The organism is Streptomyces sp. NPDC101225, assembly GCF_044767585.1.
Lineage (GTDB): Bacteria > Actinomycetota > Actinomycetes > Streptomycetales > Streptomycetaceae > Streptomyces.
The window spans coordinates 1-20,498 of record NZ_JBIWOE010000060.1; the positions used below are offsets into that span (position 1 = coordinate 1).

Annotated in this window: 21 protein-coding genes and 1 pseudogene; 7 read left to right on the forward strand and 15 right to left on the reverse strand. The window is 68.1% G+C overall.

The annotated features are described in order from the left end of the window. Positions 1 to 328, forward strand: a 328-nt coding sequence (locus tag ACIRPX_RS42305; RefSeq protein WP_404205438.1) for a hypothetical protein, incomplete at its 5' end; no start/stop codon positions are given. Here the strand turns inward: ACIRPX_RS42305 and ACIRPX_RS42310 are convergent. From ACIRPX_RS42310 to ACIRPX_RS42330, 5 genes are all read right to left on the reverse strand, one after another. Then, positions 303 to 1,496: an IS4 family transposase gene (locus ACIRPX_RS42310; RefSeq protein WP_404205439.1), complete on the reverse strand. Its 1,194-nt coding sequence runs from the start codon at positions 1,494 to 1,496 to the stop codon at positions 303 to 305. The two genes, ACIRPX_RS42305 and ACIRPX_RS42310, sit on opposite strands and share 26 nt — an antisense overlap. A 202-nt stretch (positions 1,497 to 1,698) precedes the next feature. Continuing rightward, positions 1,699 to 2,334 (reverse strand): CGNR zinc finger domain-containing protein, encoded by a 636-nt coding sequence (locus ACIRPX_RS42315; RefSeq protein WP_404205440.1) that lies wholly within the window; start codon positions 2,332 to 2,334, stop codon positions 1,699 to 1,701. Positions 2,335 to 2,458: 124 nt separating this feature from the next. Then, complete coding sequence (locus ACIRPX_RS42320; RefSeq protein WP_404205441.1) at positions 2,459 to 3,247, reverse strand: enoyl-CoA hydratase/isomerase family protein; 789 nt, start codon at positions 3,245 to 3,247, stop codon at positions 2,459 to 2,461. Between the two features lie 97 nt (positions 3,248 to 3,344). Next, positions 3,345 to 4,556: an alpha/beta fold hydrolase gene (locus ACIRPX_RS42325; RefSeq protein WP_404205442.1), complete on the reverse strand. Its 1,212-nt coding sequence runs from the start codon at positions 4,554 to 4,556 to the stop codon at positions 3,345 to 3,347. Then, positions 4,553 to 5,272 (reverse strand): flavin reductase family protein, encoded by a 720-nt coding sequence (locus ACIRPX_RS42330; RefSeq protein WP_404205443.1) that lies wholly within the window; start codon positions 5,270 to 5,272, stop codon positions 4,553 to 4,555. The genes ACIRPX_RS42325 and ACIRPX_RS42330 overlap by 4 nt, the downstream gene beginning before the upstream one ends. Positions 5,273 to 5,558: 286 nt before the next feature. Between ACIRPX_RS42330 and ACIRPX_RS42335 the strand changes: the two genes are divergently transcribed. Continuing rightward, entirely contained in the window at positions 5,559 to 6,455 is an 897-nt protein-coding gene (locus ACIRPX_RS42335; protein WP_404205445.1) for an alpha/beta hydrolase, read from the forward strand. A 57-nt stretch (positions 6,456 to 6,512) separates the two neighbouring features. Here ACIRPX_RS42335 and ACIRPX_RS42340 read toward each other — a convergent pair whose 3' ends face one another. The 5 genes from ACIRPX_RS42340 to ACIRPX_RS42360 all read right to left on the reverse strand — a co-directional run bounded on the left by ACIRPX_RS42340 (position 6,513) and on the right by ACIRPX_RS42360 (position 10,716). Beyond that, positions 6,513 to 7,445, reverse strand: coding sequence for a D-cysteine desulfhydrase family protein (locus tag ACIRPX_RS42340; RefSeq protein ID WP_404205478.1), 933 nt, complete (start codon positions 7,443 to 7,445; stop codon positions 6,513 to 6,515). A gap of 184 nt (positions 7,446 to 7,629) precedes the next feature. Next, a complete protein-coding gene (locus ACIRPX_RS42345; protein ID WP_404205479.1) occupies positions 7,630 to 8,034 on the reverse strand; it encodes an aldehyde dehydrogenase family protein in 405 nt (134 codons plus the stop codon). Positions 8,035 to 8,167: 133 nt separating this feature from the next. Then, positions 8,168 to 9,049, reverse strand: a complete 882-nt coding sequence (locus ACIRPX_RS42350) for an alpha/beta fold hydrolase (RefSeq protein ID WP_404205446.1) — start codon at positions 9,047 to 9,049, stop codon at positions 8,168 to 8,170. Between the two features lie 30 nt (positions 9,050 to 9,079). Then, positions 9,080 to 9,826, reverse strand: coding sequence for an SDR family oxidoreductase (locus ACIRPX_RS42355; RefSeq protein WP_404205447.1), 747 nt, complete (start codon positions 9,824 to 9,826; stop codon positions 9,080 to 9,082). Positions 9,827 to 9,870: 44 nt separating this feature from the next. Next, complete coding sequence (locus ACIRPX_RS42360) at positions 9,871 to 10,716, reverse strand: alpha/beta fold hydrolase (RefSeq protein ID WP_404205448.1); 846 nt, start codon at positions 10,714 to 10,716, stop codon at positions 9,871 to 9,873. A 72-nt stretch (positions 10,717 to 10,788) separates the two neighbouring features. Here ACIRPX_RS42360 and ACIRPX_RS42365 point away from each other — a divergent pair, with 72 nt between their 5' ends. Beyond that, a complete protein-coding gene (locus ACIRPX_RS42365) occupies positions 10,789 to 11,070 on the forward strand; it encodes a hypothetical protein (protein WP_404205449.1) in 282 nt (93 codons plus the stop codon). Positions 11,071 to 11,185: 115 nt separating this feature from the next. Here the strand turns inward: ACIRPX_RS42365 and ACIRPX_RS42370 are convergent, their stop codons facing one another. Continuing rightward, positions 11,186 to 12,124, reverse strand: a complete 939-nt coding sequence (locus tag ACIRPX_RS42370; protein WP_404205450.1) for an SDR family NAD(P)-dependent oxidoreductase — start codon at positions 12,122 to 12,124, stop codon at positions 11,186 to 11,188. Between the two features lie 136 nt (positions 12,125 to 12,260). Here ACIRPX_RS42370 and ACIRPX_RS42375 point away from each other — a divergent pair, with 136 nt between their 5' ends. Then, positions 12,261 to 12,866, forward strand: a complete 606-nt coding sequence (locus ACIRPX_RS42375; protein ID WP_404205451.1) for a TetR/AcrR family transcriptional regulator — start codon at positions 12,261 to 12,263, stop codon at positions 12,864 to 12,866. A gap of 49 nt (positions 12,867 to 12,915) precedes the next feature. On the opposite strand, the gene speB is transcribed toward ACIRPX_RS42375, so the two are convergent. Next, positions 12,916 to 13,929: an agmatinase gene (gene speB / locus ACIRPX_RS42380; protein ID WP_404205452.1), complete on the reverse strand. Its 1,014-nt coding sequence runs from the start codon at positions 13,927 to 13,929 to the stop codon at positions 12,916 to 12,918. A 70-nt stretch (positions 13,930 to 13,999) separates the two neighbouring features. Then, the gene (locus tag ACIRPX_RS42385; RefSeq protein ID WP_404205454.1) at positions 14,000 to 15,358 is read right to left on the reverse strand and encodes a pyridoxal phosphate-dependent decarboxylase family protein; all 1,359 of its coding nucleotides are present in this window, start codon (positions 15,356 to 15,358) and stop codon (positions 14,000 to 14,002) included. Between the two features lie 199 nt (positions 15,359 to 15,557). On the opposite strand from ACIRPX_RS42385, the gene ACIRPX_RS42390 reads away from it, so the two are divergent. Together ACIRPX_RS42390 and ACIRPX_RS42395 are read left to right on the forward strand one after the other, a co-directional pair. After that, complete coding sequence (locus ACIRPX_RS42390) at positions 15,558 to 15,917, forward strand: LysR family transcriptional regulator (protein WP_404205455.1); 360 nt, start codon at positions 15,558 to 15,560, stop codon at positions 15,915 to 15,917. Beyond that, positions 15,872 to 16,486 (forward strand): LysR substrate-binding domain-containing protein, encoded by a 615-nt coding sequence (locus ACIRPX_RS42395; protein WP_404205456.1) that lies wholly within the window; start codon positions 15,872 to 15,874, stop codon positions 16,484 to 16,486. The genes ACIRPX_RS42390 and ACIRPX_RS42395 overlap by 46 nt, the downstream gene beginning before the upstream one ends. Before the next feature lie 51 nt (positions 16,487 to 16,537). Here ACIRPX_RS42395 and ACIRPX_RS42400 read toward each other — a convergent pair whose 3' ends face one another. Continuing rightward, on the reverse strand, positions 16,538 to 17,614 hold the full coding sequence (locus tag ACIRPX_RS42400; RefSeq protein WP_404205457.1) for an MBL fold metallo-hydrolase: 1,077 nt from the start codon (positions 17,612 to 17,614) through the stop codon (positions 16,538 to 16,540). 214 nt (positions 17,615 to 17,828) lie between these two features. Then, positions 17,829 to 18,655: pseudogene (locus tag ACIRPX_RS42405) on the reverse strand (IS5 family transposase). Positions 18,656 to 18,778: 123 nt separating this feature from the next. Between ACIRPX_RS42405 and ACIRPX_RS42410 the strand changes: the two are divergent. Further along, positions 18,779 to 20,443 (forward strand): ISAzo13 family transposase, encoded by a 1,665-nt coding sequence (locus ACIRPX_RS42410; RefSeq protein WP_404205480.1) that lies wholly within the window; start codon positions 18,779 to 18,781, stop codon positions 20,441 to 20,443. Positions 20,444 to 20,498 lie beyond the last annotated feature (55 nt).

The window sequence follows — 20,498 nt, forward strand, 5'->3', positions numbered from 1 at the left end:
GGGCCCGTTCTCTCATGCCCGCGACCGCACCCGAACCTCAGTCCAGACGACCACCCGCTGCCGCTCGAACAAGATCCGGTTTGCCACAACGCACTTAGGTGGTTGCGGGTTGGGGTCGCTTGATGCGGACTGCTCGGGTGCCGGTGTGGGTGGGCTGTGGCCAACTGTGGTGTTCGGCCCGTTTGAGCCGGTAGTTGGACATCTTGCGCTTGACGACACGGGGCTGGCTGCGCAGCCGTCTGGCGGGCAGGAGGCGTTCGAGCAGGTCGTGCTGGAGCAGGACGAGGGCTCTGACCAGCAGCTCAGGGGGAAAAGCTGCCCGGTGTGAGGGTCACGCTGCGCCGGGCGGAGCGCAGGGTTTCGGTGAAGGAGACCCGGTCGGGATCCAGGTCCCGGGTGGCGGCGGTTCTGACCATCAGTTCGCGCAACGCGTGGTGGACCAGCAGATGTGCCCAGATCTGCTGCAGGACGCCGTCGGGGGTCTTGCTGCTGAGCACGATGCGGGAGCCGCGTTGGTGGGTCTTGAGCTCGGCGAAGACGGCTTCGGCCTCCCACCGTTCTTGGTAGAGCGCGGCCAGCTGGCGGGCGGGATACCGGCGGGCGTCGAGCAGGGTGGTCACCAGCCGGTAGTCCTCACCCCCGCGGCCGGTGCCGTTGAGCTGGTAGGCCAGCACCCGCACCGTGACCGGATCACGGTGCGCGGGATCGGTGCCCGCATGAATGCGGGAGAGCCAGGATCCGTCCCGCAGCAGCCGGTCGACGGGCAGGACGCGGTTGGCGGGCACCCGCCACAACAGCTGAGCACCGCTGGTGGTGAAGGCCCGCCACAGTGGCACGCCGAGGAACTCCCGGTCGGCCAGGATGAGTTGGCCCTCTTGGCAGGAGCGGGGCAGGCGGCTGACCAGGGTGACTTCGCCGGTGCGGCAGCCGGCCAGTTCCGCGTCCAGCACGAGATGGGTGCCCACCTCGATCAGGCAGGCCATCCGCACCTGGGGAAAGCCGGACTTGTCGGGGCCGCGGCCATTTCCGGGGCGGCCGAAGGCCGCCTCGTTGGCCGCACTGTCGGCCACATCCCAGCAGGTGCCGTCCACCGCCAGCAGCCGCAGCCCCCGCCAGAAGCAGCCCGGGGTGGCCTCGGTGCCCATCGGCTTCGCAGTCGTGGCAAACAGCACCCGCAGCGGCTCCGATCCCAGCCGCTGCCGGGCCCGGAACAGCGACGACTTCGCCGGCACGTGCCAGTCGCCCAGCAGGCCCTGGCCTCGCAGGCCCTCGACCAGGTGACGCATCACGTCCAGATACGGCGCCGGCGAGAACAGGGCCAGTGCGAGCACGAAGTACACCACCAGCCGGGCCGGCAGCAGGCGTCTGCGATGCTCCGCACGGCCACAAGCGGCCACCACACGATCCACCAGACCAGGTGGATAGACCCAGGTCAGCAGGCCTAACCCCGATAACTCCCCGACACTCGCAGACACCTGAATCACCCCCGGGAGCACTGCACAGCAGCGTACTCCCGCGAGCTAAAGCAACGGCATTGGGCCTAGAGTGTGTTTCCTCGCTGGACCGGTGCGCATAGGTGCCCCAGTGGACTGGGACTGCTCGCAGGCATGTTGGAGGGAAGAGCCCGACGTCCCTGACGGCTTGATCACTGGGACCGCCCCGCCCGCGACGTCCCGACGCGACCCTGACGAGGCGAAGTCAGTCTGAGGACGGGGCCACCGCGCGTGCCTTCAGGCGCGCGCGGTAGACCCGGACGTTCTGGGCGTTGCCGCAGGTGGCCACGTCGTGCCAGATGCGGGAGCAGTTCTTCGACCGGTCGTAGAACGCACCGCGGCAGCGGGGGTTCGCGCAGACCTTCAGCCGGCGCATCGTGTCGGCGTAAGAGGCGGCAGTCAGCTGAATGAGGGCGTACGAGCGGACGAGTTCGACGCCCTTCCCGCGTGGCCGCAGCCGAGCGCCGTCCGAGTCCAGCCTGACGGCCGCCGTTGTCTCGACGGGAGGAAGGGCGACCGAAGCCGGCCCATCCTCTGCAGTCGTGGCGGTGAGTGCGGTGCGGATGCGATCGCGCAGTGACCGCAGAGACCGAAGACCGCGAGCGTCCAGCGTCACCGTTTTGGGCTCCGGAGCGCAGTCCGGGTCGATGCCGTTGACGACTGCGAGGGACAGATCGAGCCACTCCTGCGCCGTGGCCACCGCCTCCAGCAGGTCAGGTTGTCGCGGCTTGCCTTGACTGGCGGTGTTCAGCAGGTCCTGCACGAAGCCCAGACCGCCTGGAGCGACGTTCGTGGCGTCCTGATAGCGAACGGAGGCAGGCCATTGCACCGCCGCAGTCATCTCGTCCTCCTCATGCCGTAGCGGTGAAGTCTCACCTCTACCCAGTGTAAGAGCCTAACTCCTACACCTGTGACAACGAGATCGCGCGGGGCGCCCGTCGGTTCCCCGATGCCGGAGGTCCGGACTACTCGCCGGTGAAGTCGATGGCCGGACGCGGCAAGCCCGCCTGCAGGGCGGCGACCGCGGACGGAAGTCCGATCGCCACGTCCTTGGACTCGAAGAGCGGCAGGGCGATGTCGAACATCGCGTCGTCCGCCGCCTTGGCCCCAGCGGTCTCCCAGACACGCAGCAGAGCCTTGTGCGCCGCATGTGCCCGGGTCGGTCCCGCGGCCAGCTTGTGCGCGAACTCGCGGGCCGTACCAACCACCTCGTCGTCGGGTACGACATGATTGACGATCCCCGCCTGGGCCATGGTGCTCGCGGGCACCTGCTCCGAGGTGAGGGCCCACTCGAAGGCCCGGGCCCGTCCGGCGCGGGCGGCCGACCGGTAAATCCCGCCCAGCAGGGTGACGATGCCGATGGTCTGCTCCGAATGACCGAACCGAGCACCTTCGCCGGCGAAGATCACGTCGGAACGCAGGGCGAGTTCGAAACCACCACCGAAGCAGAGCCCGTTCACCGCCGCGACCACGGGAAGGGGAACCTGCTCGAACCGGTTGAACGTGAACATGTATCGCTCAAGGAGTGTTCGCAGCCGACGGACGTCGAGATCGGGCCAGGGGACGATGTCGCCACCGAAGCTGAAGTCACTTCCTTCCGCGCGCAGGAGGATCGCACGTGCCCCGGAAGACTCGGCCTGCTCGACGGCAGTGAGTAGATCGTCCGACAGCTGATCACCGATACGGTTCTGCGGAGGGTTGTCGAGGACGATCTCGGCGACGCGATCGTCGATGACGACGTGTATATGGCTCATAGGGGATGTTCCATTCGATTCAGTGTTGTATGGGCTGGTTCGTCAAGGACTGGGCGGTGCCCGGTTGTCTTCGTGCGCGGGCGCCCCAAGCGGGTGTTCAGACGACGTCCGGCTCGCCGCCGTAGAAGTGCTCGGCGGGAACGATGCCGTTCAGCCGGTCGCGAAGTTCGGCGCTGAAGCGCAGCACCGCACCAAGGGGCCGATGGTGAATTGCCGCCCGCACCACTTTGCCGTCCGTGTTCTTCTCCAGAATGGTGATCCCAGAGAACGGCAAACCGCCGAACGCGACGGCTGCCCACTGGAGGTAGGTTGTCGAGACGTCCGTCGTCTGGGCCGTGAACTCCAGGGACTCGTAGATCCCACTTGCGGTGGCCAGAGTCGGCGCGACCAGTGCCCTGCCGACGATCGGACGGACAAGGACGCTGGCCTCAAGGACGACGTCCTCGGCGAAACCTTCGGCGAACGCACTCGTGGACATCTCGGAGAATCCGCTGCGCCAGCTGGAGGCGGCGTCGTCAGTGGTCGTGCTGCCGAGGAAGCCGAGGATCTGGTCCGCTACGACCTTGGGGCTCTCCACATGCAGCCAATGACCCCCGCCGGGGATCGTCGTGATGTCCGCACCGGGAAAACGGGGTGCGATGGCATCCGTGACCAGCTCTTCCGTCACGAACTTGTCGCTGTCGCCACGGACGATGAGTACGGGGCCCGGGTAATCGCTGGTGCTTGACGCTTTGTCGATGCCGTTGTTCCACATGGCGACGTACCGGGCCACCACCGGTGCGGTCACGAGCATGCCGACGCGGCCGAGATGGTCCAGCGCTTCACGACTCAGGTTGGGGGACAACTGGCTGCGAGCAGCGAGTTGGGCCTCCAGGGCCCCGCCCAGCGTGCGGAAGGGGGCGACGACTTGGTCGGGCAACCGCGTTCCGCCCAGCGGCACGGGAGTGAGCAGGACGATGCCGACGACTCTCTTGGGGCGGGCGATGGCAGCGAGTTCGACGACCTGCGTGCCCATGCTCTGACCGACCAGAACAAACGGTCCCTCGATTGCGTCGATGACGGCGGCCACATCCTCGGCGAACAGGTCAAGGCTCAGATCGTCCGGAGCCACCGGTGTGACGGCGCGGGCGCCCGATCCTGGCAGATCGAGCCGTACCGTCGCCACCGCCCCGCCCAAAGCCTCGACGAAACCGTCCCAGACGGTGGCGTCGTCGAGGAAGCCATGGACGAGCAGCAGCGTGGGGACGCCGGGGGCCGGCACACCGTTACGGGTGACAGGAATGCCATTGGGCAGGATTTCCGTGGTCATTTCGATCCCGTCGTCGATCCGGAAGGCGACCAATCGGCCGTGTCGATCGGTGAGTAGTCAGAGGGGCGTTCGTCCAGGCGGGCACTGCGTGTGACTAGGAGCCGCTCGACGAGTTCGTCAGGCAGCGGCGTCGTGAAGATGTTGTCCACGAGTGAGTACTCGGCGGCGAGGCGTCCGATGACGCCGAGCGCGCCGACGTCGACGCGCCCGCCGGGCAGGTACAGATCATCGCGGATGTGAATGCGTTCCACCCGCCCCCACACGACGTGGTCGGGGAGTGGGGGCATCGGGATGATTCGGTCGACCACGCATTCCAGAGCGATGGGAGCACCGGCGATACGGGGTGCCGACACGACTTCGCTGTCGGCCTTCTTCAGGCCGAGTGCCTCGAACTCGTCCACTTCCGTGTCGAACTCGAAGGCGGAACGGTGTACTTCGTGGGCCTGGCCGATCGATGCCATGTTGACCACGAATTCGCCGGTGTCTCGGATGTTGACGAAGGTGTCCTTGAGGGTCACTTCGTCGGAGCGAGGCTGGAGGGAGATGGACACCACCGGTGGGAGCCGTCCGACGACGGTGAAGAACGACACGGGGGCGATGTTGCCGACCCCCTGCGCCGATCGGCTGCTGACCCACGCGATTGCCCGCGGCAGGACGCTGCCGATGAGAAGTTTGTAGCTCGACTTTGCGTCGAGGTCCGCCGTATCGATGATCACGCCACTCTCCCTTGAATGTACGACTCTGAGGGCGACGCCCATGCGCCAGGGGCCCGGCTGTCCCCGTTGGCCCGCGCCGCCGCTCGACCGTACATGAGCATAGGCTTATTGCCTGTTACTTCGCCAGAGCTGTTCGAGAGTCGTTGAGTTGAGGTGCACGCGTCAATACGACAGATGCTAAGCGTTGTCACTTATGTACGACACTGCTAGTGTCGCTGCCTGTGCCACGGAATGGGCGCACGTTCAGCATCTGCTGGTGTTCCAGTTGCGGAAATGAGGACGGAAGATGGTCGAGAGACGAGATGTCGCATTCACAGCCGAGGGCGGTGTCACACTCCGCGGCTGGTACTACGTGCCGGACGGCCGGGGTCCGTACCCGGCGATCTCCATGGCGCATGGCTACGCCGGAGTGAAGGAGCACGCGCTGGAGGCGTTCGCGCAAGGGTTCGCCGATGCCGGGTTCGCGGTGCTGCTGCACGACCATCGAACGTTCGGCGCCAGCGACGGCGAGCCCAGGCAGGACGTCAACCCATGGACGCAGGTCGAGGACTGGCGCCGGGCGATCTCTTTCCTGGAAGCCCAGCCCGAAGTCGTCGGCAGTCGCATTGGCGTGTGGGGCAGCAGTTATGGCGGTGGACATGCGATCGTCCTGGGGGCCACTGACCGTCGTCTGAAGGCTGTGGTCGCCCAGGTGCCGAACATCAGCGGGTATCGGCAGGCGCTGCGACGCGTGCCGCCGCACCTGGTTCCGGCGCTGGAGGAGGACTTCGCGGAAGAGGAGCGCAGCGCTTCGCGCGGAGAACCGGTCCACTACCAGAGGATTGTCAGCGTCGATCCGTCGGTTCGGGCGTCGTACTACTCGCGCGATGCCGTCGATTTCTACCTGCAGAAGCTGCCCGACGGAGTGTGGGAGAACCTGGTGACGGTGCGCTCCACCAGGATGGCCCGCATGTACGAGCCCGGCCTGTTCATCGGTCGCGTCTCGCCTACCCCTCTACTCATGATCGTGGCCGAGGCCGACTACCTCACAGTGACCGATGTGTGCCTTGAGGCGTACGAAAGTGCCCTTGAGCCGAAGAAGCTCATCCTTGTTCCCGGCGGCCATTTCGATCCCTACACCAGCCAGTTCGAGCCGGCCAGCATGGGCGCACTTGAATGGTTTAGCGCACATCTTCATCCGTAGAGCGACAAGCATGCGGCGGAGAGCATCGCCTGGCCAGGTGGAACCGCGGCGCGCGGTTCAAAGGAGACTCTCGGCATGGGCGACAGCCGCAGAATGCCCGAACAAGCCCGGCAACCCGCCGGTGTGGACGAAGACCGTGGTCTGCCCGCGACTGATGTCACCGTCCTTGACGGCTGCGATAAGCCCCGCCATGGCTCGGCCCGTGTACGTGGGATCGAGGATGACGCCCTCCGTACGTGCCGTCATGACCAAGGCGTCGGCGGCCTCATCGGTGTAGGTCCCGTAGCCGGCGCCGGTCTGGTCGTGGATCTGAAGTGCCTCTGCTGTGATCGGCGTCCGGGCGAGCGGACCAGCGAAGGCGGCAACCGCCTCGGCCGGGTTCGGCCGCGCCCCTACGTCGACTCCGAGGACGCGCTCCACGCCCAGACGGGCGACGAGTCCTGCCATCGTCCCGCCTGATCCGACAGCGACAATTACCTGCGCCAGATCGGGTACCTGCCCGAGAAGTTCCTCCGCACAGTCGACGTATCCCTGCGCGCCGATGGTGCTGGATCCGCCGAAGGGGATGAGCGCCGGGCGGGCACCATCGGCGCGCAGTGCAGTGGCGACGTCCTCGGCGGCCCGGGCGAGGACATGGGCCTCAAGGTCGCCGCTCCAGACGATGCGGGCACCGAGCAGACCGTCGAGAACCAGATTGCCCGATGACGACTCACCGGGGCCACCGGGAAAGACGAGCACGGCCCTCATCCCGAGCTTGGCCGCGACAGCCGCGGTGAGGCGGGCGTGGTTGCTCTGTGGAGCACCGGTCGTGACCAGGGTGTCGGCGCCGTCGCGGTGAGCGAGCCCCGCGGTGTACTCAAGCTTGCGGAGCTTGTTGCCGCCGCCGCCGAGGCCGACGAGATCATCGCGTTTGATCCAGAGGTCGCCCGGTCGCAGGCCGATGGCTTCAGCCAAGCGGGGAGCGGGCTCGATCGGGGTGGGACGCGTCATAAGAGCGACGCGCTGAGGCTGGCCGTTCACGGGTGGTCCTCACTGGTGGTTGAGACGCGGGTGAGTGACATGTGCGGCGTGATGTGCGGGGTGGTACGAGCATCATCAGTACGTCGCGCCCTGCGCTGGGCCGCGGTGGAGGCGCCGACAAGGATCGCGGCCCGGATAGGCAGAGCGTAAGGCGTCACGCGCTGGTCATGCCCGATGCCGAGGAGGTCCGAGTACGGCGAGGCGAACCGGTTTGGCCGCCGAGCGCCCGGCACGGCCCCCTTCGCGGACCAGGCCGCTCTGCTCGGTATTCGGCGTCGTTCGCTGCCGAGATCGCCTCGTCATCGGTGTCGAACGGGATGATGGCGGCTACCGGGCCGAAGATCTCCTCCCGGACGATCTCTGCGTCGTCGGGCACGTCGGTGATGACGGTCGGCTGGTAGAACGGCCTGGGCTCGCCGGGCGCGTGGCCGCCGACGACGAGGAGTGGGCCCCGGGGATCTGCTCGGCTACTCGCTGCGCGGCACGGTCGCCCAAGTCGTCGCGCAGGACCGGCCCGACCTCGTCCGCCGTGTTGTGCCGGCGGGGACAGTTCACGCAGGCGGCAAGGGCTCCGCCGCCGTGGGAGCCGTCCCGCGGAACGGCATGGAGAAAAGGCGCCTGCCCTTCGTTGTCAGCCTGTGGCGGCGCGCCCTGTGCGCCGCCACAGAGCCGAGTGTGCAATCCCGGTGTGACTATGCGGTCAGCCACGACCTGATCTCGCGGTTGACCTTCGCCGGTGCGTCCTGGTGCACCCAGTGCCCGGCGCCGGGTACGGAGACGAACCGATACGACAGAGTGAACCAGTTCCACAGGTCGCTCAGGTGCCGCAGCGAGAAGTACGAATCGTCCAGCCCCCACAGGATCAACGTGGGTACCTGGTAGACGAACGCCGACCGGTTCTCGGACGGCGGCGCTCCGTACGGGGGTCTCGGGTAGCCCGCCTTGTAGTAGCTGAGCATTCCGTGCATGGGCGACTGCTTGAGATAATCTGCGACCCTGTCCCGCCACTGGAGATCGCGAATGTTCCGGACGACGTAGTCGATATTCTTGTCGTCGCCCTCCTCGTACTCCAGGTAGGGAATGGTGTACGCCGACAGCTCCTGCTGTTCCTCGTCGCTGTTGACGAGTTCGATGAAGGGCTGGAGCACCGGCGAGTTGAGGAGGATCAGGCTGTTCACCCGGTCGGGCTGGGTCAGCGCGTGGGCCTGGGCCACCACGCCGCCCCAGTCGTGTCCGGCGACGACGGCGCGGTCGATACCGAGGTGGTCGAGCACGGCGGTGATGTCTGTGCTCAGCTCCGGGATCGTGTAGCGCGCCGTGTCGTTCGGCACAGAACTCGGTGGATAACCGCGCAGTGTCGGTGTGATCACGAGGTGATCGCGCGCCAAGTCCAGGATCTGATGCAGGAAGGTGAGTTCGGTGTCGGGGAACCCGTGCTGCAACAGGATCGCCGGACCGGACCCGTAGGCCCGGTAGCGTAGGGAGATGTCGCCGTTCACGGCGAAACCCTGGTCAGTCTCGAGCGCGGCGATCTGCCGGAGTACGTCCTCGACGGTTGGTTCGTTGGAGGTCATGTCTCACTCCCTTGTGAAACGCGCTGTCTTTCAGGAGAAGATCATGCCGCCGTCCATGATTACGGTCTGTCCCGTCATGTAGTCGGCGGCGGGGGAGGCGAAGAAGGACACCAGGTCGGCGACATCGGTCGGCTGCTGTGCCCGGCCGAGCGGGATGGTCGCCACCAGTGCCTCGAACACCTCCGGCACCTCCCTCCACAGCGGCGTGTCCACGATGCCGGGGGCGTAAGAGTTCACCTTGATCCCGTGCGGCGCGAATTCCTGGGCCGCCGCCTGTGTGAGGCCGCGCACCGCCCACTTGCTGGCGGAGTACGCCGGGAGTGCCCCGGCCGCCCGATAGGCCGCCTGGGACGCGGCACCGATGAGCTTGCCGCCGTGGCCCTGTGCGATGTACTGCCTGGCCGCGGCCTGCCAGGTCAGGAAGACGCCTCTGGTGTTGACGGCGAAGGTGAGGTCCCAGGACTCCGGGGTTGTGTCCAGGAGGGGTTCCATCTTCGCCACACCGGCGTTGGCGACGGTCACGTCGAGGCGGCCCAGATCTGACACGACGGTCGCGACCATGGCAGACACGTCGGCGGCCTTCGACACGTCCGCGGGGGCGAACGTTGCGCGGCGCCCCAGCGCTTCGATGTCCTTGCGCAGGGTGAACGCGGACTCCTCGGCCCGCGGCAGATCGCTGATGGCAACGTCGAAACCGTCACTGGCCAGCCGCAGTGCGATGGCCCGCCCGATTCCCTGACCTGCGCCGGTGACCAGTGCGACTCGGGATTCAGTCATGGGGAGACACTCCTTTGTGGTGTGGCGTCGTTACGCGAAGTCGGTCAGTCGCCGAGGAAGTCGAGGACGACGCGGGCGAACTCGTCAGGGCGCTGAAAGAGGAAGCCGTGTCCGGAATCTCCGTAGAAGACGGCGGTTGCGTTCTCCATCCGTCGTGCCATGGCGAACGAGTCACCCGAGTCGACCATGACGTCGTGCGCGCCGTTGGCGAGGAGCACGGGCATCTTCAGTTCCTCCAGGCGCGACCACGCTGAGCGCTCCCCGCTGCCCCAGCGCATGATCGCTGCCAGCTGGTTGCCCCATGCCTCGGCCGTGACCTCGGCCTTCGAAGTGCTCAGCCGCGGTTCCAGGCGAGCGAGTGACTCCCTGCCGATCTGCTGGGACTCTTCATTCTCGCCGAAGAAGAGGTACAGGAAGTCGTCTTCCGTGCTGACCTCGGCCGTCATCATGGCCGGTACGCGGGGGTCGAGCTCTGCCGAGCCCGGCACCCCGCCGGGCCCGCTGCCCGCGACGATCAGCCGACGGACGAGGTCGGGCCGGTCCAGCGCCACGACCTGGGCGACGAATCCGCCGAGTGACCAGCCGAGCAGGTCGGCTTCCGTCACCCCGATCGCCTCCAGGAAGTCGACGGCGGCGTCAGCCATGGCCTCGATCGTGGCGGGGACCCTGCCGCTGCTCTCACTGACGCCGGCGCTGTCGAAGAGGATCACGCGGCGCTGCGCGGCCAGTGGCTCGAGAAAGGCCGGGTCCCAGTGGTCCATGGTGCCGCGGAAGCGCTGAAGCAGCACGAGCGGCGGCGTCTGGCTGCGCTTGCCGAAGTCGCGGTAGGCGTATGTGGCCAGGTTCCCTACCACGCTGAACGTGTCGGCCTGGTCTGACGCAAAGGCCATGTCGTCCTCGTTTCTGGAGCGGAGTGAGTGGGTTGGAATTGCCAACCCACTTGCAGGAAACACTGGCGGAAGGTGAGCTGTCAAGGCTGGAACGGTGCTGTTCCTGGCGGCCTGGGTGACTGGCTGTCGCACTGGGCGATCGAAGCCCGTCGCGCCGGGCGATCGACGCTTGTCGCGGCCTTTCGGGGGCGCTCGGCTGTGGGGGCCCGTGAAGTGCGGCTGCTGGACGGGTTCAAAAAACTGATCCGGCTGCTGGAGACCGGCATCAATTTCGACCGGGTGCCCGGCACTCGCGGCCCGTTGACCTTCCGCGACCTCTGTCTGCGGCAGTACGTGGTCGTGCCGAGCGGGTAGTTCACGTCGTGACCGGTCCGGAGGTCAGGGCGGCGCTCCGGCGGAAGTCCCGTCACACGCCGGTGGGGCCGGGCACGGTGCCGTGCGGAGCGGCGGGTCGGCCCGTTGCCGGCGGTCAGCGCGCCGCGGCGGCGAGCATGGCGCCGGACATCTCCCACAGCCGCTCCGCGTTGGCCGGGTCCAGGGCCCAGGGGGCCACTCCGGTGATCCAGCCGCTGCTGTCATGGACTACCGGAGCCTCGTTGCAGTCCTCGAAGTAGCGTCCTGACACTCCGTTCAGCAGGGGGGATCCGGCCAGCATGACCGTGGTCGCCGCACCTTGCTCCGCGGGAACGGGATCGGACACGCGGAAGCGGGTCATGCCGACCATGGCCTCGTCGGACAGGTGCTGTTGAAGGTTCGTCAGGATGTAGCCGGGCATGGCCGCGTTCACGGTGATTCCGTCGGCGGCCCACCGCCGCGCCGCCGCTACGGTGAAGAGCACGTTGGCGGTCTTGGACTGGGCGTACGCCATGAACGGGTAGTACGGCCGGAATGTGAAGTTGATGTCGTCGAAGACCATCGGCGATGCCAGGTGCAGGGCCGAGGTGACGGACACGACGCGCGCGCCCCGCGCCGCCGCGAGCGCGTCATGGAGGCCGTTGGCCAGGGCGAAGTGGCCGAGGTGGTTGGTCGCGAAATGCAGCTCCCAGCCCTCGGGGGTGTACTGCTCGGGTGCAGCCATGATTCCCGCGTTGTTCACGAGGATGTGCAGCGGCCCCTCCCACGCCCGGACGAACGCCGTGACGGAGGTCTGGTCGGCCAGATCCACAGGCGAGACCTCGACCGTCCCGCCCGTCTCCTGCCGGATCCGCGTGGCGGTCTCGCGCCCGGCCTCCTCGTTGCGGACGGCCATGGTGACCTCGGCCCCCGCCTGGGCCAGGGCACGGGCGGTCTCCGTCCCGAGACCCGAGGTGGCCCCGGTGACGATCGCGCGTCGGCCCGACAGATCGACGTTCGCCAGAACGTCGTGGGTGGTCGATGAGGCGTCGAAGGGTGTGCTGAAGAGAGGCATGGGAATCCCTGTGCGAACAGCGGACGGCGAGGACCGACCCGGCGGTCGACTCGATGGCGGTTCCACCCTACGAAGACATGTCAGTGACTGTCAAAGCTGTCATCGACTGTCAATCGACGCGGGATATGATCGCGGCATGGTCGTCAGCAACGGGAAGAAGGAGCCGGTCGCGGGGCTGCGGAACGTCACACGGCAGGCCGTCAGGGCCGAGATCGCGGCGAAGGCGCTGGACCTTTTTCTCGAACAAGGCTTCGAGCAGACCACGGTCAACCAGATCGCCGCCGCGGTGGGGATGTCTCCCCGGAGCGTCTTCCGGTACTTCGACACCAAGGAAGACATGGTGATCGGCGGCCTGATCGAACTGGGTCACGGCGTGGCGGACGCCCTGGAGAGCCAGCCCGAGGACCGGACCGCCTGGACCGCGTTGAGGAATGCCCTCCAGGTATGCGTCGAGGCACTGGAGGGCGAAGAACTCGGCCTGCGCAGAGCGACGATGCTGGCGGACACACCCGCCCTGCGCACAGCGCTGCTCAACAAGCAGCTGCACTGGCAGCGACTCCTCATCCCGCACGTGACACAGCGTCTCGGCGGCGCCGACGAGACACGGGAACTGCGAGCGCGCGCCCTCGTCGCGTCGGCTCTTGCCTGCCTGGACGTCGCTGCCACCGAGTGGACCCGCGGCAACGGCTCCCGGCCGCTGGGCAGCCTCCTGGACACCGTGATCAGCGCCGTGCGCGCCTGACGTCCTTGCTGCTGTCGGCGAGCGGGAGCCGTCTTCGCCGTTGCCCGACTCAGCGGCCGTCGAGCAGCGGCTGACGCGGGTCCCAGGCCGTGCCGTCACGCGCGTCCTTACGGCGGCGGGCGATTCCGGTGAGGATCTCCAGGACGACGCGGTTGGCGAGGAACGACGTGATCTCGGCGTGGTCGTACGGCGGGGACACCTCGACGACGTCGACGCCGAGCACAGGCAGTTCGTAGGCGACGCGGCGGACGGAGTCGAGGAGTTGTCGAGCGGTCAGGCCACCCGGTTCGGGAGTGCCCGTCCCCGGAGCGTGTCCCGGGTCGCACACATCGATGTCCACCGACAGGAAGACGCCGTCGCAGTCGTCCATGGCGATACCGAAGGCCTCGGTCAGGCACGCGTCCAGCCCGCGCTCGCCGATCTCGGTCATCTCGTACGAACGCATCCGCTGCCGCGCCATCCAGTCCAGCGTGTCGGGCGGCGGCCAGTAGCCGCGCAGCCCGATCTGGAGGAAGCGGTCGCCGCGTATCGCGCCGGACTCGATCAGCCGTCGCATGGGCTGGCCGTGTCCGACCAGCGACCCGAACTCGACGTCCACGGTGTCGGCGTGGGCATCGAAGTGGATCATCGAGACCCTGCCCCGTCCGATGTGCTGGGCCACACCGGCCGCGTCCGGCCAGGCGATGGTGTGGTCACCACCGAGGACCAGCGGGATCGCGCCGGTGGCCGCGACGGCGTGCACGGCGGTCTGGAGGTCGCGTACGGAGCGTTCGGCGTCGCCCGAGAACATCTCCACGTCTCCGGCGTCGTAGACACGCAGATTCCGCAGGGCGTCGACCCGCATGGCCAGCGAAGGGCGCGATCCGTCGTGCGGGTTGTAGTCGGTCTGGCGGATGTACTGCGGGCCGAAACGAGTGCCCGCGCGGTGGGAGGTGCCGCCGTCGAACGGCGCGCCCAGGATCACCACGTCGGCGTCGCCGTACGTGGCCGTGTCCGTCCAGTCGCAGGGGCCGACGCCCATGAAGGTGATGTCGGGTCCGAACTGTGTGCCGTAACGCGTCATGTCGTCCGCTTCTCCGGGAGGGCGCAAGGGGTCAGGTGGTGCGGCTCACGGGCGTCGGCGCCCGGGGGCCTCAACGCATCGAGTCGAGGACGAGACGCAGATCGTCCCGCGTCGTCGCCGGATTGACGATGGCGAGCCGGGTGCAGACCCGGCCGCGGTGACTCGTCGGGGTCACGAACGCCTGCCGCGAGTCCAGCAGGCGGGTGCTCCAGCGGGTGTAGTCGTCGGGCCCCCATCCGACGCGTTCGAACGTGAGCACGGTCAGGTCGGGCTCGACCAGCAGGTCCAGGTGGTCGGCACGCCGGATCAGTTCGGCACCGGCCCGTGCGGTGGCCAGCGTCCGTTCGACGGCGCCCTGGTAGGCGTCGGTGCCGTGGACCGCGAGGGAGAACCACAACGGCAGGCCGCGGGCACGACGGGTGAGGTGGACCGCGTAGTCGGAAGGGTTCCACTCCCCGCCGGCGGTGACGGGATCGAGGTAGGCGGCGTGCTGGACGTGGGTCGCGCGCGCCAGGTCCGGGTCGCGGTAGAGCAGGGCGCAGGAGTCGAAGGGGCCGAAGAGCCACTTGTGGGGGTCGACGATGAAGGAGTCGGCCCTCTCTATGCCGTCATAGAGACGGCGGACACCGGGGGCGGCCAGACCGGCGCCGCCGTAGGCACCGTCGACGTGCAGCCACCAGTCGTGCTCGCGGGCGACCTCACCGATGCCGGCGATGTCGTCGACGATGCCGAGGTTGGTCGACCCGGCCGTGGCGACGACCGCGAAGACGTCCGCCCGTCGCTCCGGCGGGAGCCGCTCGACGGTGGCCCGCAGTGCGGTGCCGGTCATCCGGCCGCGCTCGTCGCCCGGTACGAGGACGACGTCCACGTCCATGACCACGCGCAGGGCGTGCGTGACCGAGGAATGCGTCTCCTCGGTCACACAGACCGCCCAGCGCCGGGGTGTGCGGGAGCGCCGACCCGCGGCCGTCGCACGGGCGACGACCAGGGCGGACAGGTTCCCCATGGTGCCGCCCTGCACGAAGGTGCCTCCCGCCGTGTCCGGCAGGCCGGCCAGGTCGGAGATCCAGCGCAGCGCCTGGTTCTCGGCGTACGCCGCGCCGGCGCCTTCGAGCCACGAACCGCCGTACACGCTCGACACACCGACGAGCATGTCGAACGCGGCCGCGAGCTTGGTCGGAGCACCCGGGATGAAGGACAGATAGCGAGGATGGTCGACGGGGACGCAGGCCGGGCCCAGCACCTCGGACCACAGCCGGACCGCCTCGGAACCACCCAGGCCCTCGGCCGTGATCGTCCTCCCGGCAGCAGCGTCCAGCCGCTCCGGAGCGGCCGTGCCACCCAGCGGCACGCCGGACGCCAGACGCTCCACACACAGGTGCGCCAGCTCCCGGACGGTCTTCTCGACAGCGGGCGTGAATTCATGCACGGGACATCCTCAGGGGCCGCGATCGGGCGGACGCGGTGACGCATCCGGCCCCGGGGAACCACGACGGGCGCTCGTGCTCCAGGTGCCTCGGCGTCCCCGGAGGCACACCGATGGTCCGCCCCGCCGAATGTCCCCGTCCACCGCGTGATCCGGGACGCAACATCCGTGATTCACGGATGTTCGCCCGTACGCTGGGTGCATGGATCTGCGGTGGATGCGCGTTCTGGTCGAACTGGCCGAGCACGGCACGCTGCGGGCCGCCGCCGACGTCACCGGTTACAGCACCTCCGCCGTCTCCCAGCAGCTTGCCGTCCTGCAACGCTCCCTCGGCGTCGTGCTCGTCGAGCCCGTCGGCCGCACGCTCGCCCTCACCCCCGCCGGCCGTGCCTTCCTGCCGCGCACGCGCGCACCATCCTCGCCGCGCTCGACACGGCCCGCGGTGACCTCGCGCCCCCGGGCCCGCTCACGGGCCGGGCCCGACTCGCCGGGTACGCCACCAGCCTTGCCCGCCATGTGGTCCCCGCCGTCACCGCGCTGCGCGACCGGCACCCCGGCCTGAGCATCATCATGGAGGAACGCGAACCCGCCGAGGTCCGCGAACTGCTCGACCGGGACGAGATCGACATCGGCATCGTCTACGACCTCAGCCTCGTCCCCCGGGGCATCCCCGCCACCGCCTACCACGAGGTGCCGATGGAGCTCGCTGTCGCCGCTGCGGACGACCGGCCACCCGAGGAGATCATCGCCGACCCCGCGACGACGTGGATCACGAACTCCCGCTCCAGCGACGACGACAGACTGGTCCACCATGTGACCGCCCGCTACGACATCAACCCCGGGATCGGCCACCACGCCGACAGTCTCGACCTCGTCGTCCACCTCATCGCCGCCGGCCTCGGCGCCGCCCTGGTCGCCGCCGACGGCCCCCGCCGCCCCGACGTGCGCCACCTGCCCCTGGACGGTCTGGCCGGCACGCGACGCAGCTACGCGCTCACCCGTCCGGGCCGCGAGACATGGCCCGCCAACGCAGCGGTCATCAGCGCTGTCGCGGCCTCCGGTGGCCCCGCGCCCCCGGGCACGGACGTGCCTGGTGACCGGAGGCGCCGTCGAGGGCGGAGCCCTTCATGAGCGGGGTGTGGTGTGCCGTGCCGCCTCCCGGGGGCGGTCGAGCCCGCGGGCCTAAGGCTGGATCCCGACGGGGCGCATGACACCGGTGTCGACGCGGAGGGACTCGATGAGGACGTGCGCATGGCCCTCGGTGAAGACGTCGACGCCGGCCAGACGGCCGGTGTACTTGGCGACCACGGGCGCCGCGGCCTGCCTGGCCGTGGCCTTGAAGTATTCACCGATCATGGCCCATGTGTTGCCCTGGGTCCCGTACCGGACGAAGAAGTCGGTGAGGTCGGTGTTGTCGAGCGCGGCGCGGGCGCCGGCCGTCAGGTCGGCCATGTACTCGCGCTGTGTCTCGGCGTCCGCGCGCACACCCAGGCGGCCGACATGGCCGCCGACCAGTGTGGTCCAGGGGTAGGCGAGCGCGGTGTCGTGCGCGTGGATCCACGCCGGGATGTCACGGGCGATGGCGAGATGGAGGAACGGAGCCCAGCCCGGGAACACGACGTCGGCGACCATCAGGGTCCGGTAGGCGGGGGCGTAGATGAAGATGTTGTCCTCGGAGTGGTTGGGCCCGTGGTAGCGCAGTTCCAGCCGCTCGCCGCCGACGTCGAGGACGTAGCGGTCGTCGAAGGTGATGTCCGGCAGCGGGCGGTTCGGATCCTTGGCGAACCGCAGCAGGCGACGGGTCTCTGAGTGCGCGATGCGCACCACCCGGTGGTCGAAGAGACCCGCGGCACCGATGTGGTCGGCGTGGAAGTGCGAGTACACCAGGTGCGTCACCTTGCTGGGCCGGTGGATGGCCCGGGTGACCTCGTCGATCGCGCGGAACAGGTTGTGGCCGATCGTGGGCGGGGCGTCGATCAGGACGACACCGGTCCTCGTGGTGAGGAACATCGTCTGGTAGATGCTGTCCGTGACCCAGTACAGATTGCCCTTGATGGGGCCGACGTAATAGCCCTGGGAGTTCAGGGCGGGGCCGAACGCGGCCTCGGGGACCGGTGCGTAGTCCGGAAGCTCACCCGTCGACTCCGACGCGGATGCCACCGGGTTGAGGCCGAGTAGTGCGCCCGCCGCCGGGGCGGCGGCGCCCAGCGCGGCGTACGTGAGGATCCTTCTGCGGTCCAGTGCTCTGACGTCTGTCACGACGGTTTCCCTTGGGTGAGTTCGTGCCGATGAGCGGCGAAGAGCCGAAGCGGCGTGGCCGGCGCGGGGCGCCTGGCGCGCACGCCTTCGGTAAGTGGCAATAGATATTTGGCGCTTACCTCATGTCTAGCACGAAGCCGTCGTGTGCGTAAAGGTCTTCTTCAAATAGGCGCTTACGGCGGTACGGGGTGGGCGTGGAGCCGTGTTAGAACTCCTAACAAAGTGAGAGGTTGACCAGTCGGCGCCAGCAGATGATGCCGCAGGCCAGACTGAGGAAGGCTTTGTGGATGTCGTCGCGGATCTCCCAGCGGATGCGCAGTCGGCGGAACCAGTGCAGCAGCGCGAAGCTCTGCTCGACCACCCAGCGGTGCACGCCCAGTCCGGAACCGTGCTCGACGCCGCGTCGCGCGATGACCGGGGTAATCCCCAGGGCCCGTACCTGCTTGCGGTACTTGTCGTGGTCGTAGCCGCGGTCGGCGTAGAGCGCGACCGGTCGTTGGCGGGGCCGTCCGCGCCGTCCGCGTACGGGCGGGACGGCCTGGAGCAGGGGGATGAGCTGGGTGACGTCGTTGCGGTTTCCGCCGGTCAGCGATACCGCCAGCGGGATGCCGTGCCCTTCGGTGATCAGATGGTGCTTGGAGCCTGTTCGGGCACGGTCGACCGGGCTCGGTCCTGTTTTGGGCCGCCTTTGAGCGCCCTGACGTGCGAGCCGTCGATCACCGCCCTCGACCAGTCCAGCGCGCCGGCGGCGTTCAGCTCGGCCAGGAGCGACTCGTGCAGACGCTGCCAGACTCCCGCGTCGTTCCAGTCACGCAGACGCCGCCAGCAGGTCATCCCCGAGCCGAAGCCCAGCTCCTGGGGCAGGGACTCCCACGGAATGCCGGTGTACAGCACGAACAGGATGCCCGACAGCACCTTCCGGTCGTCCAGACGCCTGCGGCCGGGGTGATCCGTTCGGCGCGGCACAACCGGCAGCAACGGCTTGATGCGCGCCCACAGCTCATCCGGCACGATCCACGGCGGCTGCTCACCCTTTCTCACATGAAGGCTAACAACCCATCAGACACCGGCATTCCAAGGTAAGTTGCAGCATTCTGTTAGGAGTTCTTAGGGCGTGCAGATCTTTAACCCGTGGCTTCCCGTTCGGTGGGTCGTTGCTCTGGTATGGGTGGGCTGGAAGTGCAACGGGCCGTGCTGGCAGCGAAGTTCGGGGCGATTCTGCCGCACCTCGACGAGCGGCAGCGTCGTCTGCTGATAGGAGCGGAGGCCCGGTCACTCGGGCACGGAGGAATCAGAGCGGTCGCCCAGGCCGCCGGTGTCCGTGAGGCCACGGTTTCGCTCGGGGTGCGGGAACTCGACTCAGGAGAGGCTCCGTTGGGACGGGTCCGCCGACCCGGCGGTGGCCGCAAACGCGTCGTCGACCTGAACCCGGCCCTTCGGGACGCGCTCCTCGCCCTGGTCGAGCCCGACGTCCGCGGGGACCCCATGTCGCCATTGCGCTGGACCACCAAATCCACCCGCAAGCTCGCCGGGGAACTGACCCGCCGAGGCCACAAGGTCTCCGCGGACACGGTGGGTGACCTCCTGCGCGAGGAGGGCTTCAGCCTGCAGAGCAACGCCAAGACCCTGGAAGGCAAGCAGCACCCCGACCGGGACGCACAGTTCCACTACCTCAACGAGCAGGCCCGCAACCACCAGGACAGCGGGGCTCCGGTGATCAGTGTGGACACGAAGAAGAAGGAACTGGTCGGCCCCTTCAAGAACAACGGCCGCGAATGGGAGCCCAGAGGCGAGCCGGTCCGGGTCGACACCCACGACTTCCCCGACCGCGAGCTGGGCAGAGCGGTGCCCTACGGCATCTACGACGTCGTCGCGAACACCGGCTGGGTCAATGTGGGCACCGACCACGACACCGCCGCGTTCGCCGTCGAATCGATCCGCCGCTGGTGGAACGGCGCCGGGCGGGCCGCCTACCCAACGGCAGGCCGGCTGCTGATCACCGCCGACGCGGGCGGCTCCAACGGGTATCGCACCCGCACCTGGAAGACCGAACTCGCCCAGTTCGCCGCCGAGGCCGGACTGGCGATCACCGTCTGCCACCTGCCTCCCGGAACATCGAAGTGGAACCGAATCGAGCACCGGCTGTTCTCCCACATCACCATGAACTGGCGCGGAAGGCCCCTGACCAGCCACGAAGTCATCGTCGAGAGCATCGCCGCGACCACCACCCAGACCGGCCTGACGGTGCACGCCGAACTCGACACCGGTCGATACCCCACAGGCATTCAGGTCAGCGACGACGAGATCGCCGCCCTGCCGATCACCCGGCACCGCTTCCACGGCGACTGGAACTACACCCTCCACCAGCATCCGCCGGACGCGACGGCGACCAACGGCACGTCAGACCAGACGCCGACGAGCAGGCCGCATCGCCTCACGCAGCATTCACTGCAGGACCCTGAACTGACCGGCATGACCCGCCAAAAGCTCCGCGAGCTCATCGACACGCTGACTACCCCGCTAGAGGTTCAACGTGAGCAAGTGCTCCGCACGCGTCGCGGTCACGAGCGCCTGGTGGCCCCCGGCACAGGCGCCAAGGCCAAACTCGCCCCAGCCGACCGAATCCTGGTCACCGTGCTCCACCTGCGCAAGCTCGCCACCATGGACCTCCTCGGCGAACTCTTCGGCGTCACCGCCATGACCATCAGCCGCGCGAAACAGGAAGTCCGTCCGCTCCTGGAAGCGCACGGCCACGACATCACCGCCTCCACCGCTCGCTTCCGTACACCATCCGATGTCGCGAAGTTCCTCGCTTCCAAGCCCGCCTAAAGCAAGATCAAGAAAGCATGTTAATGATCTGCACACCCTTAGTGCGAGGGGAAGT